The sequence below is a fragment of the Candidatus Mycoplasma mahonii genome, from assembly GCF_030550815.1.
Taxonomy (GTDB): domain Bacteria; phylum Bacillota_I; class Bacilli_A; order Mycoplasmatales; family Metamycoplasmataceae; genus Mycoplasma_O; species Mycoplasma_O mahonii.
The window spans coordinates 432891-450149 of sequence record NZ_CP114583.1; the positions used below are offsets into that span (position 1 = coordinate 432891).

The window sequence follows — 17259 nt, forward strand, 5'->3', positions numbered from 1 at the left end:
GTGCCATTAATACATATGGTTTCTGATTCTATAAAAATACATGATAAGTATGACTATAGTAACTATGAATATGGGATCGGTAATTTTAAAAAAACACTAGGTAATAGCTTATTTAAAACATCTATTATTAATACAAGTATATTGCTTCTAATTGTCAGTCCTATTACAATAGTTGCTTTCTTTTTCATTTCTATAGCAATAAGTTCAATTGCTAACAAGATCATTAAGAGTAAATTTATGGCGACAATATTTTTACAATTCTTTGTTTCATCATACGGAATTGGAATGTCATTTTTATTATTGTTTAGTGATAGACAAAATGTTTTAAATTCCATATTTAATACTTCAGTCCCATGAAATTCTTCAACAAATAGTTTTTTCCCTATTTTGGCTCTCTCTCTATTTTTCATATGGAGAATGTCTGTTATTAGTATTGTTTTATTTGTCTTTGCAATTTTGAGAATTGATTCTAGAAATGAACTTAGTGTGAAGTTGGATAATATTGGATTCTTTAAGAAAATTCAAATAGTTTATTTACCACATATGAAAAATAATTTAATATTGCAGCTTTATATATTTATCTATGAATCATTATTTATGTATCCCACAATTTTTGTTGATCCATTTATAGTCAATGGTCAAACTGTTATGTATTACATTGTTAATCAACTGCAAAATGCGTCTATTACTCAATGAAATATGGCAGCGGCGGCTTCAATACTTGTGTTAGTTTATATTATTGCAATAATTGCCTTTACTTGGTGTTTAAGAACAATTATGAATCTATATAGATATAAGAGGTTTAAATATGAAAAATAAGATTTTTATTTCTGTATTAAAATTATTCATGATCATCTTTATTTTGATTTTTATATTTTTCCCGATTTTATATTCATTCATTTTTTCTACATTTGATACAGTACAAGAACAAGTTAGAGATAATAATACTTTAATCATAAGTAACTGAAGTTTCCAAAACTATACTACTGCCATTAAAGAAGGATATTGGAAATCGCTGATTTTTTCATTTGTGTTTGCTATCGTGCTAGTTGCATTTAGAATAATTATTTGTGGCATGGCTGGATATGCCTTAAGTAGAAAATCTCTTATATTCAAGAAAACTATTTTTTTTATTTTGTTATTTGTCTCAGTTTTTCCTGAAAATGTCTTATTAGTAGGATTACTTGGATTATTTAATTCATGAGATCTTAATTCATATATGGGAAAAATATTTATGCTATCTGCTCCTAGCATTTTTTCAATGTTTACTATCTTACTTTTCAGAAATGCCTTTATGTCCATTACAGATAATGAACAAAAGATTATGCTTTTAGATAATTTATCATTAATAAAAAAAATATCCGTTGTTTATCTTCCTAAAATGAACATAGCACTAACCCTAACTATCATAATTGGCGCTTCCTCTGCATGAAACTCATACTTATGGCCTAGCATAGCCCTATTTAATTCATCAGAACAAACGCTTGCTACTTGAGTCTTTTCAATTGGTAATCTTCCTAGCGGTGACACTTCTATGGGAACAAGAATGGCGGGTACCATTTTATACATATTACCTATTACAATCATTTATACAATCATTCATCCTAAAGTTATGGCTTCATTTAAGAAGATATAATAGAAAAATTGATTATTAATAATCAATTTTAATAATTGCATATATATTTAACTTTAACCAAGGAATTTGAATGTTGAAGAAGAGCATAGTCAGTATCTTTTGTAACATTTAAATAAATTAAAAACACTTATAAATGTATGAATGTGTTCCTGCTTTTACAATGGATTTATCAATAATTATGATTCTAATACGACATGTTGTAAATTGTTGTTCTTGATCAATTGATATACTTTAAACTTTATCAATAGTTTTATTTTAGTAGTAGACTAAATTATAATCTATTCTTTTATACATAAATCAAGTGCAAATATTTACACAAAATATCTTTTTAAGTCTCCTCATTGTGTGGCGTGATGTATAAATCTTCCACAATCATAACAACCATTTCATACTGCGTGTTGAATAAAGTTATATAATGACAAAATATGTATTTTAGAATATTTAAAGGAAATAACATTAATTAAATTATTACAGGAGCCTCTTCAAGACTTGGATGATTTTTGATAAATAACTTGCTTCAAGAAATTTTGATGTAACGTTGGTTGCTAGATTGAAAGATAAATTACAAGAATTATCTAATGAATTGGAAACACAATATCATGTTAAGGCAACTGTCTTGGTTTTAAATTTGCTATCAGAAAAATCAGTGAATACATTGATTAAGCTAGTACCTAATTATCAGTAGTGATATCTTCTTTGTTTGCTAATTTAGATTCTGATTCAATAAGATCTTTAACACTAACGATATATAAAAATTTAGATGGATCAATGCCTTTTGTATGCCCATTAAGAATTAATTCGATGGATGAAAGGGTTGTTTCCAGTGGTACATAGACACCACTTTTTTGGGTAGATTCTTCTGCAGTAAAGAAATTTTGTGTGAAGTAAGATTGTAATTGTCTTGCTTTTTCAATAGTGTCAATATCTTCTTCAAAAATACCATCTGCCCCTAAAATTGATAATAAATCTTCTAATTCTGCATATCTTTGAAGATTTTTTTTAGCTTTAATAACAGCTCTTAAGTGTCTTTCTCCAATGATTGATTCTTTAACATTATTTGATGATGATTGTAATGGGTCAATTGCCGGATATCTTCCTGATGAAGCGATACGGCGATCTAGTACAAGTGAACCATCTAGATGAGAAAAAATAGCAACTGCAGCTGGATCTGTAATATCATCAGCCGGTACAAAAATTGCCTGAAATGTAGTAATAGTACCAAATTGAGAATTTGATAATCGTTCTTGAACGTTAGATATTTCCGTAGACAACCTTGGTTGGTATCCAGATTGTGAAGGCATATTACCAAGTGAAGAAGAAAGCTCTGCTCCAGCTTGAATAAACCGATAAATATTATCACAAACCACTAAAACATCTTTTTTTTCTACATCTCTAAAGTGCTCAGCTGATGTAATGGCTGAATAAATGAGTTTCATTCTAGCGCCCGAAGTTTCATTCATTTGTGCAAAGTAAAGCATAATATTGTGAATTAATTTAGCATCAACTAGTTCCTTATATAGTTCTTCTCCTTCGCGTGATCTCTCGCCAATACCTGCAATAATAAAAACGGTCTTTTTATCTGACTTGTATTTATTCAAATTATTAATTACTTCTTTAATGATCAATGTTTTGCCAACACCAGCGGCCCCGAATAAACCAATTTTATCGCCTTGGACAACCGGAATAAAGAAATCTAAAACCTTGATTCCTGTTTCTAATAATTTTGTTTTGGATGTAAATCATTTTTCTGTATTCTTATAAATGGTTACATTTTCTCGTTTAAGATTTTTAGGTAATGGTTTATTATCAGTTATTTCTCCTAGCGCGTTAAAAATTCTTCCTAAACCTTCTTTGCCAATTGGAGCTTGAATAGTTTTCTTGGTAGATGTTACTTCTTCACCAATAGTCAACTTATTTTTTTGTTTTAAGATAATGGTTCTAACAGTCGAAACATTAACAACAACTTCTGTTGACAAGATCGTGCCAGATTTGGTTTTTAAGATAATACCAATTGATGGTGTTGTTGCTTTTGAAAACTCCACATCAATTGTATCTGGTGATATTTTTATAATTTTTCCAGGCATTATTCACCACCTTTCATTGATAGATATTCAACTTCAAGGATAATATCATTTTTCATTCCTGAAGCAATCTTCACCAACGGTACAAAGACTACTTTTAAAGCATTGGTAAAGTCTTTATTACCATGTTCATATTCTCCACTGGATATTTTTTTGATAATTTTCTTAGCGCCATCATTTATCTTACAAAAGTTTCAAAACGCTTGTGAAAACTTTGTTCTATCAACTATTTTTTCTAATAACCTCATTCTAAATAATTCCACTAAAATCATGATTTCGTTTTCATGGTAACCTTGAAATCCAAATTGAAGTAAAATATTATTGATCGCAACTCAATCATTAATTTTAGATTCTAATTCTTTTGAAATATTAATAGACATGTCCGCGAATTTTTTAATATCAAGCAATGATGAGTATTCAGCTTTCAAACCTTTTGATGTTTTTTTCAATATTTTACCTTGGACAGATGAGCCTGTTCTTGAAACTGATAGACTAATATCTATTGCGGGATATTCACCATTGTTAAACATATCTATGGATGTGAAGATTTGCCCATCAGTGATAGAAATTATATTAGAAGGAATTATAGAAGCAAGATCACCCTGAACGGTTTCTACAATAGGTAAACATGTAATTGAACCATTTTTATATTTTTCATTAAATTGCCCGGCTCTTTCTAATAACCTTGCATGTTGATAAAAGATATCAGTGGGATACGCTTCTCTTCCTGAATTGGTTCCAATGGACAAAGAAATTTCACGATAAACATTAGCATGTTTAGTTAAATCATCAATTATTAGTAAAACATCTTCTCCTTTATAAGCGATTGCTTCAGCCATGGCCATCCCAATTCTTGGAGCAAAAAATTGTTGTGAAGAAGAGTCTGGATTTGCAAAAATAATTGTGACATTTTTTTCAGCTTTGTGCTCAATTAAGGCATTATAAATACCACTAACAGAGTTACGCTTTTGGCCAACTGAGACGTAAATTATTTTGATCTTTTTATTTTTTTGATTAATAATTATAGATAGAGCAATGGATGTTTTACCTGTTGTCCTATCACCAATAATTAATTCCCGTTGTCCTTTGCCAATAGGAATCATTGTATCTATTGTGATAATTCCGGTTGTTAATGGGCGTGCTAATCCAATTCTATCTAATAATTCTGGTGGATTATTATCTAATGGAGATTCACCAAGTTTTTTACCAAGGTTTTTATTGGCAGGATGAATAATATCACCAAATGGCGAAATGATTGATCCAAAATGACCACTCATCAAAGAAATATTTTTCAAAATATTTTTTGTGGTAGCTATATCAATATTGGACTTGATGCTAGAAGGGTCTCCTACCACCAATAATTTCGCTTCATCTTGAGTTGCTAAAATAACAATCCCATTAGCGTCTTTAGATAATTTAAAGAACTGGTCTTGCTTGTAGTTGTATTTACCTTTGATGGTAACAATGTTATCTTGTATTTTTGTTATTTTTGGCATTTTAGAACCCTCCTTGTACTATAAAAAATCATAATTCTGTTATCACTGATATGGCAATGATGCTTATACCGATAAAGACAGTGATTGTGGTAACAAGTTTTCCACCCCGCATCTTAGCTTTCTTACTTACCATATTAGCTAATTTCTTTTTGGCTCTTACGGATCATAATGATGTTGCTATTGCACCTAATCCAGCAATACCTGAAGCTACACCAATACCAAAATAAGCATATTTATATTTGGATTCAGTTTTCGCAATTCCATCAATTACTTTGATGAATATATTTGAATCAATATATCTACTGAATTTTTTAATCGTTTCAGTGTTATTGATCATCCCTTTATAAAAATCGTGATTTTTAGTTATTTCAAGTAATTTCTCAAATACTTCATGGTAGGCATTTACAAGATTAGTATCTTCATGTGTTAATGAGCGATCTAGGATTGTTTCTAATTTCTTAATGATGTCAATTGTATCAGGTATGAAATTTCCAACATCATTTAATAAAATGGTAATTTTAGCAATCGCTTCTAACTTGAGTCATTTCAACATTTTCTTTGATAATATGTCTTTATGAAAAAGTTCATCAAGACTATTTTTAAATATATTACTGATATTATTAATCAAATCATTTATTTGATTGTCAATTTCAGAATTACCTATTAACTGCTTTCTTACTGTTTTGACGGATTGATCTGTAATTTCTTGGAAATCATTTTTAGCATCTATAATATTAGTTTCAGTAAGGCCACTAAATTCATAGACATAATCATTAGAAACTAAAACATTTGTCTTTAAATCATTATTAAATAAATCTATTTGTTCTAGTTCTATTGTTCATGTAAGTCCCAATCCACTCCTTATAGTTCCAAAGGGATTATATGTAGAATCAACTTGCTTGATTGTAGAAGACCTTAATTGAGCGCCTTTTGGTAAACTTGTAGCGACATCCTCTACAGTTGTTGTTCCATCTATATTTACAAGAGCGTTGTATAATGTATTTTTATCAATATTTATAGCATTTTCTGGATTGTATATTGTTGAATCAAAAATAGATTTTGGCTTCCCTCTAAATTTGAACAGTTTATCTCTAATGGGTTTTAATTGGTCATTGATAGAAAGTGTATTGATTTGGAAAGATGTTTTATTAGTGTCATTGAATATAGATTGATCAGGAAAATTGCCGTCTATTATAGTGAGATTTACAAGATAATTATTATCCATCCGCTGCTGGACTGATGTATTTTTACTAATGTTTTCACCATACTCCAAGCTATGTCATCTGTCTAAATATCCTTTTATTTCCAACCCTAATAGTTGGGTTGAAAAATAATTATTACCAAGTTCTTTACCTAGAGCATAGCTTTCAAAATATTGTCCAGGAATCGTGCTAGGTTCTTGGGCATTATAATTATCGATAAGTCTTTTGATAATTGTTGTAGCCAACTCATATTTCATGGTATTTAATGATCTTGGATTTGATCCATCAGAAGATAACTCCAATAATCTTTTTTCAGGATCATCAACTTGAGCTCCATCTATTATTTCTAACTTAAATTGAATTACAGAATTATTATTGTTTGGATTGGAATACTTTATCTTTATATTTGCCCCGGTTGGATATTTATCTTTTACTTTTGCTTTAATTTCTTTTATTTTTGCAGTTAATTGTTTTACTTTGCGGAAAATATCTGATCTTGAATCAGCATTTGATGCATTTTCAGCTAATTTTTCCAATTGTTCCAGTGTTATTTCATGTGAATCACTTGAAGATAATTTATTTATGAGTTCATAAGGATTAATATCAAGAGCATCTGCAAGCTCCGGGATTTCAAATATAGTCTCTGGCAATATTGCATTATAATGATAATAACCAAAAAATAATTTACTTGCATACAAAAGGCCCGCACCCGAATTTTTAATTTTGATTTCATTCACTTGATAAACTATTGGATGTGAACCAGCATTTTTATTATCATGAATTCATCTTACGGTAATATTTGCTCTATCTTTGTCCGGAGTCTTATTAATATCAATGTCTAAATGTCCATATTTGTCACCATCATTATGATTCAAGAGTGGATTTAAAATATTTCAAATTCCAGGAATTAATTTATTCAAAATACCAAGCTTATCATCAGATTCATCATTATTAACTTTATCAATAAGTTTTTTTTCAATTGTTTCTGGGTTAACCATTTTGTCTGTTTGTGTCTTGTAATATTTAGCAATGTATTGCAGAATATAGTTACCTAGCATGTCCGATGTATTTTGATTATATGTTCCCAGATTACCCAATTTTATCCGAAGTCTTTCATAATAAATACCTGATTTGTATATTCCATCAAGTCCGCTAATTTGATTATCATTTGATGTCATACTATTTTCAGTCGATTTAATTATTCTATAAATATCCGCTTTAGGAAAAAGTGTTCTAGGATCATCATCATTAAGAGCATCAATACTATTCATTAATGATAGTAAGTTTATTTCTGGATGTGGTACATTAAATTCTTGTGCAATAGCCATTGCTTTTTTATGAATCTTGTCTGTTACTGTTTTTTTAAATTCTTCTGAAGAGTTAACTATTTCAGTATCTAACATATTAAAAAAATGACGTGCATAATCATAGTTTTCATATTCAATTTTAATTATTGCTAATTTTGGAATAGTTTCTATAAGAAATTGTTTTATATTAAAAGCGGGAGCTGTCATTATGATTCTGTTAATTCTATCAGTAAAATCAACTAGTTTTGATGAATTTATTATAATTGCTCCTAAGAAAATGTAATAGTGCACATCAATTGCTATTTTATCATTTGAGTCATTTAACGAATGAAAAATGTTTTTTATTTCATCGGTTGTAAATGTTGTAGGGTCCTGAATTCTGAATTCTTCTTGAACTTGAGCTTGTTGAAAGCTTGTTGGGACTTGTTGTACTGTTGTCACCATTAAAAACCACTTCCTATATCGTAAGGAATGTTATGTTTTTCCAAACACCTTAGTTCATAGGAACCTTTAGCAGTGTTATATTCAGTTATTTCTTCTATAGTTAAACCTAATTGAGTTTTTTGTTTATATAGTTTTACTAATGATTCCATTTCTTTATCATAGCTCTTTTCAAAATACAGTTTTTCTCCAAGTAGATATGATGAATCATATGGAGACATAATTATGATGTTTCCATCTTTATCAGATTTAATGATCACTCTAAATAAAATATATTGAAAAATAGACTTATCGGTTTCGAAGATGAGTTTAGCTGCAATGGGACAATGGAATTCATGTTTTTTAATCTTGTGATCATAATTGACGGTAAAAATATGAGCAAATTTTATTTTATGCTTAATTATTTTATCTTTTGTTTCAATTATCAATTTATATCACATGATTAAGCCCTTTTCGCAATTTGTTTGACTAGTATCATCTCTTCAGTTTCGATTTTCCTATTTAACTTATTTAGTTCTAATTTAAGAAAAAGAATCTTTTTATCAATATTCTTAATCGACCCCTCGTATTTAATCAGTTTTTCCTTGTAAAAGAATATTTTAGATTCATTATAAATACCTTCAATAATGTTGGACACATATGTATTAGTTATATTTACGATGGTTTCAGGCAATGAGTAATAGAATCTCATTTTATTTAAATCCTTTTTTATTTGTTCATTGTGTTCAATAGGAAATAATTGATATGCCTCTGTCTTCATTTTAGGCGTATTAGATACAATCATCACAGAGTCAAATAACGAATTAATAATAATATTGTTAATTAACCCTATGACATTTTCACTGGATTCATTAAAATGTTCAAATTCTGCATAAATATCCAAATTATTACTTTTAACAAATTTTATTCCAGGAGCGCCAACGACAATTATTTTATCATTTTCTATATCAAATCCGTTCATTAAAATATTTTCTAATTTTTTATGAGATGTTTTAATTAAAATAGAAGGAACTGTTATAAAGAGCCATATTTTTTTGTGTTTTATTTTTTCTTTAATCTTTTTAGATATCCTGGTGGATATTCGATATTGGTTTTGAGAAAACCCTAAAATGTCTTTTGTTGTTTCAGCTATTTTATAGTGGTGGTTACGAGTTTTATCAGATTTAGCAAGTTTTTGGATTGTATAAAATTTAGCGATCACAATGATCCCTTTAATCTTGGCTAGATTCTTTGATCTTTTTAAAACTTTGGCTTTATCCATTTAAACTCCTATCTTATAAATGCAATATCATGCAAAACAATTACTTCCTTATTAACCAACTTAATAGCTACATTATTTGAAATTTTAACAATAGCACCTTTTTTGAGCTTTTCTTTTAAAACTTTTTGAAACATAATTGAATAATCGTTCTGCGGAAGAGAAATAATATTTGATTTATAACTAGATGTATTTTTATTTCATTTAATCAACTTGTATTTCCCTACTTTTTCTAATTTAAAGTATCCATCTAACATTTGAAGAGTTTTTTTCATGAGAACATTAGCAAGTTGTGCAACAACTTGTGATTCAACATCCTCATCTTTTATTTCGGTGTCTGTCATATACGCTGCATATTTAGCAAATTCTCTCAAGTCGATTAATGAATCTTTATCTTTTAACTTGATCATTTCAATTATTAGTTCTTTCTCAACTTCACTTACTTTCAATTTTGCAAGTGTTTTTTTGATGTTGTTGGAATTATATTTGTCATATATTTTTCGTTCACGTTTACCCACTTTATTAAGTATTGTTCCTTTGATAAGGTTTTTTTCATATCTGGAGATATTTTGGACAAATGATTCCTTTGTATGGATTGATTGAAATACCATTTGGTTGCTATCTGCTAATTCACTTAAATTATTATTTAGTTCATCATTTGCTGATTCATTAATTTCAATTTTTCTATCTTCATAATATATTTTCTCTTTTTTAATATTATTTTTTGTATCTTCAACATTTTTTTCTAGTTCTTTAATTTCATATATAGAATCTTCATTAGCAATTAATTTTTTACCCTTTAATATTAATAACCGCTCATTATGCTTATTTTTCGTTTTAATTCTTTTTAGTTTTAATTCTTTTTTTTCTGCCTTGGCCTTAACTATTCTTTCCATTATTTTTGCTTTTGCATTTTCCCGATTTTTTTTCCTTTGAATTGCAACATCTGCTTTCTTTTTGAGAATATCCGCTCTTTTTTTGTTTAGTTCATCCTCTGCCTGAAGGATTAATGCTTTATTATTCTTGTTTTTTTTGATAAGTTGTTTTTGTAATTTATTTTTGTTTTCAAGAGTATTATTTTTGACTTGAATCAATTTTTCTTTTTGCGCTTGTTTTTCTAATCTGATTTCTAATTTAATCTTTTGTAATTCAACTAAGCATTTTTTCTTTTGATTGATTGCTACATTTTTTTGATCTATTTTTATTAGGTTTAAATCATCTTTTAACCCTTTTTTAGCTTTTAATAATAATTCCTTATTCTTTGCGATCAATGAATTTTGATTAACGATTTTTTTCTTTTCTTTTAATTTTTGTGCACGATCCATGTTTCTTAATTGAATTTTTTCTTTCTTTAAATCTTGCATTAATTTTTGTGTCTTTAATCTTGCTTTAGTTTGTTCAACTTGAATCTTCTTCATCATTTCATACAATTGCGTTTTGGCTGATGCTATTTCAGTCTTAGTTTCATATTTTTGTTTAATAATTTTCTCTTTTAACTCTTTATTGGACATATTTCATTCCTTTCTTTTTTCTTTTTAACTTGTCTTGATACTTTTTACTTTGATATTTGATAATTTTAATAGATTCTTTAGTTATGGATCTATATGTATGGAGTGTAGATATAACTGTTAATACTTCCAAGTATGTAATAACAACCATCGGGATAACTCACAGTATTTTATCAATTGAAAACGGCATAATTGTATCTGTTATCCTGAATAATATTTGCATTGTCCATATCAGACCCAAATATAAAAATAATGTGTACGTCAGCACTGAGTAACCAGTTGCATATGTTGGTGGGAGTTCTGGTTCCACTAGTATATTAAGGATATAAATATAGATAATTACTGGTAAGGCAAAATAAATCCCGAAGAATAAATTCATGTTTGCTCAAATTGACATTATAAATAATAAGGCAATGGTAATAAATAATGTAGTATTTGATATCAGTAAATAAACTTTTGATGTGACATCACTTTCATTACGGACTATAAGGGTTAGTGTACACAAAATAGCACAAAATATAATTGTTACAATATATATTCATTTTTGTCAGTTAATAGTGGGTATTTTTGCATAAGCCAGGAATCATATTAATGTTGGCCCAAGTGTTAGTAGAGCATTTCATAATGACATAATTCGGTTAGTTGTTAATGAAATGAACTTATTTGTCTTTGTGGTCTTTCTTTTATAAAACCATAATCACAAATAAACGCAAATAAGAGTTCCGCTTGTTATAAGAGCAAATAATAACTGTGCATTTGCAGCTTCTATTAATGATACAAAGTTGAGTTTTTCAACAACCAACATTGGAATAAACGTTTCAAAGATAAAAATAAGAATAATGATTACAATAACTTCCATCAATATTTTGAATATTTGTTCATTTGCAAAGAATGGTCGTGTGTTCCATTCTGCTATCAATATGATTCATCTCCACAACATATTTACTCCAATAAAAATAATTAATCATGGAATTACATATGAATAACCAATTATGTCATTAGGTTTATGATCTTTTGATATAAAGATGAATAGAATGTTCAATATCGCAAACAATAAAGGCATAATGTATGAAAGCAATGAGCTATTATAAGAAATATGAATATTAAAGTTTGTTTTCTTAAATGTATACCAGATTAAGGATAATGATATAGAAATTCATGTGTATTTTTTTGCATCATCTACTGATTTTGGAATTCCATCAGTCGTTTTAAATAACAAGATAGACGCAATGACAAAGTAAAAGACAAAAAAAACAAAGGATGTTATTTTTTTGGCAATTGAGGATGAGCCAATTGTTTCGGTTGTTATTATTTTAATTAAATTAGCATTTGTTTTCACGTTTTTTCCTATGTTCCCATTCAATCTCTATATGCTGTTACTAATTTTTCTTTTTTAATATTATAAATAGATTTTGCTTTATCAGCTATTATCTTAATATTATCAATCCTTGCATCTCACTCTGAAATTAGCATTGTTTGGTAGCCGATTGATTCTTTAATACGATCATTAGCATCAATAGCATTTTTTAATTCCCCAATTGGTTCCCCGTCTTTAGAAAAAAGCTTTTGAAGGTTGTAAATTGTTTGCGATATTAGTGGATCAGCTAACCAATGTGTCTTGTTTTTCTCGACTGTATCATCATTTATTATTCTAATAATTTGATCAGATTCTTCAATCTTATTATTTCAGTTAGCTATTTCTGTATTAATAATAGTTTTAGCACGTTGTTTTAACTCATCGACTTTTTGCTGCTGAGCATCAAGAATATTTTTTTTATTTTTAGTAACTTCTGAATTATCATGTACCATTAGAGCATCATCTTTTTCTGCAAGGTTTCTTTTAAGAATACCAAGTTCTCTATTCATTATCGTTGAGTTGCCATGCCCTATGTTGGGATCATAGACAAAAGATTCATCTTTTATTTGTCCAAAATTATAAGAATATATATATCAGTTTCCAACATCCTTAATATTATTTTCAACCAGAGTTTGAGTTAAGTTGTTATTTATTCATTGTGGAGAAAATATATTGGATAATTCATTTATTATTTTCTCTCTTGCTAATATTTTTTTTAATTTTATTGCTTTTTGTTTCCTTAGTTTTTCTGTTGTTTCATCCAATAATGTTTTTACTTTATTTTGAGCCTTTGTGGCATCAGTAATATTCTTATTAAAGATTATTTCTTCTCATGGTTTAATATTCAATTGAAGCTCTTCAATATAAATATTTTGAATATTTTGTGGTATATTTAATAATAGCGGATGTGATAATAAGTACGACTTTAATTGCTCTATAAATAATGTTCTAATAACCATTGAACCGTCTTCGTTATGAATGAGAATATCATTATATCCTATAATGTTGCCGTATTCATCTTCTCCTGCTTTATAAGTTTCTTCATCATATAATAATGGATCTATTTTATGCTCTAGTAACTTTAAGAAGGATTTAATAACGGATGAAACTGCCGCTGGAGACTTAGCTAAGGAATTTAAAATATTTTGATGCCTTATTAACTCATCTTTTTGTTTTAGTTCTTGATCTATTGCCGTTTCTGTATCTAAATTAAAAATATTAATCAAACTACGTAATTGATCGTCTAAATTACCATCTGCATTTTTGAAAAATTCATCAACATAATATGGCGCATCGTTGTTGTCTGCTTGACCAACAGAATAGATCTTTGCCAACCAATCAGTTGTTTTTGTGAATGTATTTTTTTCTTTCAGGGGGGTTGTCATAACATTAACTGTTGCAGTTGTGTATGAAACTCAAAGAATTGATGTTAAAAACAAGATGGACCCACCAATTAACTTGGATCTTCGAGGATTGGAATAAGTAATAATTTTTTTTTCTGAAATTGTGACTTGTTTAGTAATATGAGATCAATGTTTTGTCCACAATTTAGAAGATGATTTATGAATTGCTCAAGTCAAAATATATGTAATGGGCATGCATAAGAAAGAGAATAATAACACTACCCGTTTTTGGTATACGCCTTTTAAAGTATCATTATCAAAAGAAAAGGCCGATTTAACTTGTCTATCAAAAAAAACAGTTTTATAAACACTTCAAATATTATCATAAAACAAGTAACAAACACCAATAATTACAAGGTTAATTGAAAACAATAAAATGGACACAACAAGTGCCCCCTTCCAACCTTTTTTAAATCCACAAATTATAGTAGGTACAAAAATAATGCAAAACACTACAATGGATAGTAATGATGTTCAAAGCATATTATAAATTATATGCTATTTATATGGATTATTTGTTATTTGTGAATCACACAAGATTTTTACCCCATCCAACCACATGGCAAGTTGATCTCTAGAAGTTATGATTATTTTCAGGGGAACATGCTATTAAAAACATTAGAAAAGAAGATTAAAGAGGACTTGCAGGCGTAATTACATTACAGAGAAAGTATTGATTACATTAAAATTAATCATAATAGCCAACATGTCATTAAGTTAAAAGAGTTTTCCCAAGAAGTTAGGGGTAAGTTCCAAACACTACCAAGGAACTTATAAAGTTAACGAAAGAGGGCGTTAATGCTTTTGTCATATACTATCTTTAGAAGAAATTAAGCTCCTTTCATTATCAACTAGAACCAAAATACTTAATTGGTGAAGATTGAAGAAATTTAGAAATATTTATAATGATAGATTTAACAAGAGTCATATTTGCTTTTGACATTTATAGAGGAATACGAACAAATATATACAATTGATGGCATTGATTATCATCCATCTTCTTCGTGCATTCATAATACACTATTGGATCTGGGATATTATTCACAACTCTCATTTCATAGCACAAAAAGAACCGCTAGGCATAGAGCCAAAAGATTTCAAGACATTCCTGATAAACAACAACAAACAATTAAAGGTATTATGGGCAAAATTGTTATGAAAGAAATTAGGAGAGAAAGATTCTTAATATAGAAAATCTGCTTATACCAATTGATGCTTCTGAATTGAATGAATTAATGATTAAATATAATATTAAAGTTCTTGAGGACAAACAATGTATTTTTAGGGAAAAAGGTACGGGTTCTTAGATTCACAAGGAAAAAGGGCATATGTAAATCCTGGAAGAAAAGAGATAATCATTAACCATGAAGACAAAATAACAATATCTCTTAGTAAATACATTCTAAGTTACAGTGAACAATATAAAGGTAAAAAAGTCCAATTACCCAATCTTGAATCAATTCAACAAAGAGTAAATGGTCTCAAGAAAAAAAGATACAAATATCTTAACATCTGATTTAAGAGATATTTATGCAATTTTTGATGGCAAAATTAGTTAGTTGAACCTTGTCTAAAAATGATAAATTTTAGTTAACTTCTAGGAGCATCAATTTGGCATGTAACTCACGAAATACATTAACAATGGATAATGGAGGAGAAAATAATTTGATCCATGAAATCATCAAAAGAAGCAAGTTGTTTAACTGCAATCCTTATTACTTAGGTGAAAAGGGAACTTTAGAAAACAAGCAGAGAATTGTTAGAAGAATTTTTTCAAAAAATAAATCTTTAGATAGTTACAAAAATACTGACTTAGTTATTATTCAAAAAGATTTAATATAATTTAGATATAAAAAATGAACCAATTTTATTGACTCAAAATTACTATCATTTACTCTCTACTTTACATTATTTATAGTCTCATAATAAACATGCATTTTTGAATTACTTTATAATATATTTATGAAAAAAATAAAAAAAATAATTATTCCTGCCGCAGGGTGGGGAACAAGATTTTTGCCTTTGACAAAAGTTGTCCATAAAGAATTGGTCCCTGTTTTAAATAAACCCATTATTCAACACCTTGCTGAAGAGGCTGTAGCGGCTGGAGTTGAGGAAATAATCCTCATTATTTCTCCTAGAAAGTTAGAAATATCAAAATATTTTACTATTAATAGCCAATTAGAGCATGAATTAAGAAAAAAAGGTAAAGTTGAATTACTTCATAAAGTTCAGGCCACAAATGATTTATTAAAAATATCTATTGCCATTCAAAATGAACAATTAGGACTGGGACATGCTATTTTTATGGCTGCTGATCAAATTGATAATGAGCCTTTTGGGATTATTTTAGGAGATGATTTAATTAAATCAAAAATACCAGCTATTAAACAATTAATTGACGTTTATAACAAAACAGGTTCTTCTGTTATTGGTGTTCAAACAATCAGTGACAGCCAAATACACAAATATGGAGTTGTTATTCCTAAAAACCCTTCTGAAAAAAATGATCAGTTATTTGAAATTAGTGGGGCTGTTGAAAAGCCAGATTTAGAACATGTACCTTCCAATAAAGCTATTCTAGGCAGATATGTCTTCACACCGCAGATAATGCATTTATTAAGAGATTTAAACCCAGGAGTTGGTAATGAAATAAATATTGTTGATGCCTTTGATGGATTTCTTAAAAATGAAAAAATTTATGCTCTTGATTTTGAAGGACAAAGATACGACCTTGGTTCTGTTGATGGGTTTGTAAAGGCACAAATCGATTACGCCTTAGATTCTGATGATATTAAAGATTCAATCATGGAACATATTTCCAAAAAATAAGTCACAATAATATTGTGACTTATTTTTTAGCTTTAATTACTAATTTTCGCTCAGTTTTTAACAAGACTCTACCGATATTACCTTTATGTGTATATAAGACAAGTAATGCTAAAATAGTAATAAAAATAGTTGTTACTCACCAAGGGAAATTATTTAGAGAAATAATATGACTTCATCCATCATTCATATGAGGAATTTGCATCAAAATAATGTGAACTAAAATAATGATAAACGGACTAACAACAGTCCCTAATGACACAATTTTTGTCTTATAAACAATTATAACAAAGAGTGCAAAACCAATAAATCAAAGGGGTCAGTAAATAATGAAGAGAAATCCAGCATAAGTAGCACCACCCTTGCCACCTTTAAAACCAAAGAATATAGGATATATATGTCCGATCACACTCCCAAAAGCAGCGCCTTGAAACATAATGTGATTTCATTCTCCTTTTAATCAAATTGAAGCAGCCATAGCAACACCAACAGCTATCATTGGTTTACTCATGTCTAATATTAAAACTACTATGCCAAATTTAGGGCCATAGGCTCTTAATGCATTAGTTGCTCCTGCATTACCTGAGCCCCTCATTCTTATATCTTCATTAACAAATCATCTTGAGATTAGTATAGAAAAAGAAATTGAACCCAAAAGGTAACCTACAACAGAAAAGATGAGCGTAATTCATATTGATTGTCAAGTCATAAAAATATTATACATAAACATAAAGAAAATTG

The 17259-nt window shown here is 28.6% G+C and carries 15 protein-coding genes; 5 read left to right on the plus strand and 10 right to left on the minus strand.

Going from position 1 to position 17259, the window contains the following annotated elements; translation table 4 throughout:
• Nucleotides 1-62 precede the first annotated feature (62 nt).
• A complete protein-coding gene (locus O3I44_RS02130) occupies nucleotides 63-410 on the minus strand; it encodes a hypothetical protein (protein WP_303716658.1) in 348 nt (115 codons plus the stop codon).
• Between the two features lie 7 nt (nucleotides 411-417).
• On the opposite strand from O3I44_RS02130, the gene O3I44_RS02135 reads away from it, so the two are divergent.
• Together O3I44_RS02135 and O3I44_RS02140 are read left to right on the plus strand one after the other, a co-directional pair.
• The gene (locus O3I44_RS02135; RefSeq protein WP_303716660.1) at nucleotides 418-819 is read left to right on the plus strand and encodes a hypothetical protein; all 402 of its coding nucleotides are present in this window, start codon (nucleotides 418-420) and stop codon (nucleotides 817-819) included.
• Nucleotides 809-1636, plus strand: coding sequence for an ABC transporter permease family protein (locus O3I44_RS02140; RefSeq protein WP_303716662.1), 828 nt, complete (start codon nucleotides 809-811; stop codon nucleotides 1634-1636). Before O3I44_RS02135 ends, O3I44_RS02140 begins: the two co-directional genes overlap by 11 nt.
• A gap of 671 nt (nucleotides 1637-2307) precedes the next feature.
• On the opposite strand, the gene O3I44_RS02145 is transcribed toward O3I44_RS02140, so the two are convergent.
• Genes O3I44_RS02145 through O3I44_RS02180 form a run of 8 tightly spaced genes read right to left on the minus strand, consistent with a single transcriptional unit; the run spans nucleotide 2308 to nucleotide 13884 of the window.
• Nucleotides 2308-3720, minus strand: a complete 1413-nt coding sequence (locus O3I44_RS02145; protein WP_303716664.1) for an ATP synthase beta subunit C-terminal domain-containing protein — start codon at nucleotides 3718-3720, stop codon at nucleotides 2308-2310.
• Nucleotides 3720-5213 (minus strand): ATP F0F1 synthase subunit alpha, encoded by a 1494-nt coding sequence (locus tag O3I44_RS02150; protein WP_303716665.1) that lies wholly within the window; start codon nucleotides 5211-5213, stop codon nucleotides 3720-3722. The genes O3I44_RS02145 and O3I44_RS02150 overlap by 1 nt, the downstream gene beginning before the upstream one ends.
• Nucleotide 5214: 1 nt before the next feature.
• Complete coding sequence (locus tag O3I44_RS02155) at nucleotides 5215-8166, minus strand: hypothetical protein (RefSeq protein ID WP_303716667.1); 2952 nt, start codon at nucleotides 8164-8166, stop codon at nucleotides 5215-5217.
• Entirely contained in the window at nucleotides 8166-8603 is a 438-nt protein-coding gene (locus O3I44_RS02160) for a hypothetical protein (protein ID WP_303716668.1), read from the minus strand. Before O3I44_RS02160 ends, O3I44_RS02155 begins: the two co-directional genes overlap by 1 nt.
• Before the next feature lie 2 nt (nucleotides 8604-8605).
• Nucleotides 8606-9424 carry a hypothetical protein gene (locus O3I44_RS02165; protein WP_303716670.1) on the minus strand — a complete coding sequence of 273 codons (819 nt, stop codon included), beginning with the start codon at nucleotides 9422-9424 and terminating at the stop codon, nucleotides 8606-8608.
• Nucleotides 9425-9432: 8 nt separating this feature from the next.
• Nucleotides 9433-10932, minus strand: coding sequence for a hypothetical protein (locus O3I44_RS02170; RefSeq protein WP_303716672.1), 1500 nt, complete (start codon nucleotides 10930-10932; stop codon nucleotides 9433-9435).
• The gene (locus O3I44_RS02175; RefSeq protein WP_303716674.1) at nucleotides 10922-12268 is read right to left on the minus strand and encodes a hypothetical protein; all 1347 of its coding nucleotides are present in this window, start codon (nucleotides 12266-12268) and stop codon (nucleotides 10922-10924) included. Before O3I44_RS02175 ends, O3I44_RS02170 begins: the two co-directional genes overlap by 11 nt.
• Before the next feature lie 8 nt (nucleotides 12269-12276).
• On the minus strand, nucleotides 12277-13884 hold the full coding sequence (locus O3I44_RS02180) for a hypothetical protein (RefSeq protein WP_303716675.1): 1608 nt from the start codon (nucleotides 13882-13884) through the stop codon (nucleotides 12277-12279).
• 741 nt (nucleotides 13885-14625) lie between these two features.
• On the opposite strand from O3I44_RS02180, the gene O3I44_RS02185 reads away from it, so the two are divergent.
• The 3 genes from O3I44_RS02185 (at nucleotide 14626) to O3I44_RS02195 (ending at nucleotide 16521) form a co-directional block, all read left to right on the plus strand.
• Nucleotides 14626-14880 (plus strand): hypothetical protein, encoded by a 255-nt coding sequence (locus tag O3I44_RS02185; protein WP_303716677.1) that lies wholly within the window; start codon nucleotides 14626-14628, stop codon nucleotides 14878-14880.
• 420 nt (nucleotides 14881-15300) lie between these two features.
• Entirely contained in the window at nucleotides 15301-15531 is a 231-nt protein-coding gene (locus tag O3I44_RS02190; RefSeq protein WP_303716679.1) for a hypothetical protein, read from the plus strand.
• A gap of 120 nt (nucleotides 15532-15651) precedes the next feature.
• Nucleotides 15652-16521 (plus strand): UTP--glucose-1-phosphate uridylyltransferase, encoded by an 870-nt coding sequence (locus O3I44_RS02195; protein ID WP_303716681.1) that lies wholly within the window; start codon nucleotides 15652-15654, stop codon nucleotides 16519-16521.
• 19 nt (nucleotides 16522-16540) lie between these two features.
• Here the strand turns inward: O3I44_RS02195 and plsY are convergent, their stop codons facing one another.
• Nucleotides 16541-17227, minus strand: coding sequence for a glycerol-3-phosphate 1-O-acyltransferase PlsY (gene plsY / locus O3I44_RS02200; protein ID WP_303716683.1), 687 nt, complete (start codon nucleotides 17225-17227; stop codon nucleotides 16541-16543).
• Between the last annotated feature and the right edge of the window lie 32 nt (nucleotides 17228-17259).